The sequence below is a fragment of the Mycobacterium sp. E2733 genome (genome assembly GCF_001667585.1).
In the GTDB taxonomy this organism is placed as follows: Bacteria; Actinomycetota; Actinomycetes; order Mycobacteriales; family Mycobacteriaceae; genus Mycobacterium.
In genome coordinates, this window is record NZ_LZJZ01000003.1 from 1 (window position 1) to 1,976 (window position 1,976).

At 67.1% G+C, this 1,976-nt stretch carries 1 protein-coding gene and 1 pseudogene; both read left to right on the forward strand.

Annotated features, from left to right (window positions below):
- Positions 1-1,557, forward strand: a 1,557-nt coding sequence (locus A5678_RS00055) for a serine/threonine-protein kinase PknD (protein ID WP_068036582.1), incomplete at its 5' end; no start/stop codon positions are given.
- 219 nt (positions 1,558-1,776) lie between these two features.
- Positions 1,777-1,976 (forward strand): annotated as a pseudogene (locus A5678_RS00060) (hypothetical protein); the annotation flags it as partial.

A 1,976-nucleotide genomic window follows, 5' to 3' on the forward strand; every position in this document is an offset into this window, starting at 1 on the left:
GCCGCCCACGAAATCGGGCTGATCCACCGCGACGTCAAACCCTCCAACATCCTGGTCGCCAAGGACGACTTCGCCTATCTGATCGACTTCGGCATCGCCCGCGCGGCCGGGGAAACCGGGCTCACCAGCGCCGGCGCGGTGATCGGCACCTGGGCCTACATGGCCCCCGAGCGCATCAGCACCGGCCAGGCCGATCCCCGCGGCGATACCTATGCATTGGCCTGCGTGCTCTATGAGTGCCTGACGGGCAGCCAGCCCTACCCCGGCAACAGCATGGAACAACAGATCACCGCGCATTTGACCAAGCCGGTGCCGCGGCCCTCGGCGCTGCGGCATGATCTGCCATCCGAACTGGACACGGTCATCGCCACCGGGATGGCCAAAAATCCCGACGCGCGCTATCCGACCGTCACCGAGCTCGCCGAGGCGGCGCGCGCGGCGATCACCGTCCCGACGACTGGGCCCACATCGATGCCGCCGGCCGACGTTTCCACCACGGCCACCATGCCGCCGAGCCCTCAACGGTCGACCACCGGTGGCGTGTCCTTGTCCACGCCCACCCAGTACCGCCCAGCCACCGAGCCACCTCTGCGGGTACCTGCGACGCAAGGCGCACCCCAACCGCCTCCCACCAAATCCCGGAAACGGTTGATGGTGGTCATCGCGGCCGCCGCGGTCGTGCTCATCGCCGCCACCATCGCCACCATCACCCTCATCACCAGGAGCGGGCCTACACCCACAAGTCGGGGTCCCCACGGTCCCACACCCAGCAGTACGGGGCCTCGCACGTACGGCGCGCAGATCACGCTGCCGTTCACCAGCCTCGCGGGTCCGACCAGGGTGGCGGTCGACACCGCGGGCACCGTCTACGTCACCAACAAGTACAGAGTTCGGGGGACGTTCATGCTGCCGGCGGGCGCCTCCACCCAAACCGAGCTGCCCGGGCTCTACTCTTCCCGCGCGGTGGCGGTCGACGCCACGGGCAACCTCTACGCGACGGACCGTGAGCTTCGGAACCAGCAGGTGATCTCACTGCTGCGCAAGCTGGCGGCGGGCGCCTCCACCCCGACCGTGCTGCCGTTCACCGGGCTCGACGATTCGCACGGAGTGGCGGTCGACGCCACGGGCACCGTCTATGTCGCCGACTGGGGCAACAATCGGGTACTTAAGCTGGCGGCCGACTCCACCACCCAGAGCACGCTCCCGTTTACCGGGCTCAAATATCCGACGGGGGTGGCGGTCGACGCCGCGGGCACCGTCTACGTCACCGAGGACAATCGGGTGGTCATGCTGGCGGCCGGCTCCACTACGCAGAGCACGCTGCCGTTTACCGGACTCCGCAGTCCGGAGGGGGTGGCGGTCGACACGGCGGGCAACGTCTACGTCGCCGACAGTTCCAACAATCGGGTACTCAAGCTGCCGGCGGGCTCCACCACCCAGAGCGAGCTGCCGTTTAGCGGGCTCAACGAGCCGGAGGGGGTGGCGGTCGACAACGCGGGCAACGTGTACGTCGCCGACACGGGCAACAATCGGGTAGTCAAGCTGCCAACCGGATAACGCCTCGGTGAGGTGACCGACCGCGTGTTTAATTTCCCCGACGAATCAGTGGGCCGGGGCGACCGATGCTCCTGGCAGCCGGGGACGAGCGGCCGTACGCTCAGCCGCGACGCGGCACGAGAATGAGAAGTCCAGCAACCAGATGAGGGGATGGTGGGTTGATCGCTGTGCAGATCAGCGCAGTGGTTGCAACGAATTTCGTCGATGAGGGGCGAGCGGATGAAATCTGGGCAGACACCGGCGGGATCCGAGATAGAGGGCACGCCGTTTGGGCGTTACCGGCTGATCGAGTTGCTGGGTCGCGGCGGGATGGGTGAGGTGTGGCGGGCCTATGACACCGTCATGGATCGGGTGGTGGCCCTGAAGGTGTTGTTGGCTAATGTCGCCGAGGATCCGGCCTATGTGGAGCGGTTTCGCCG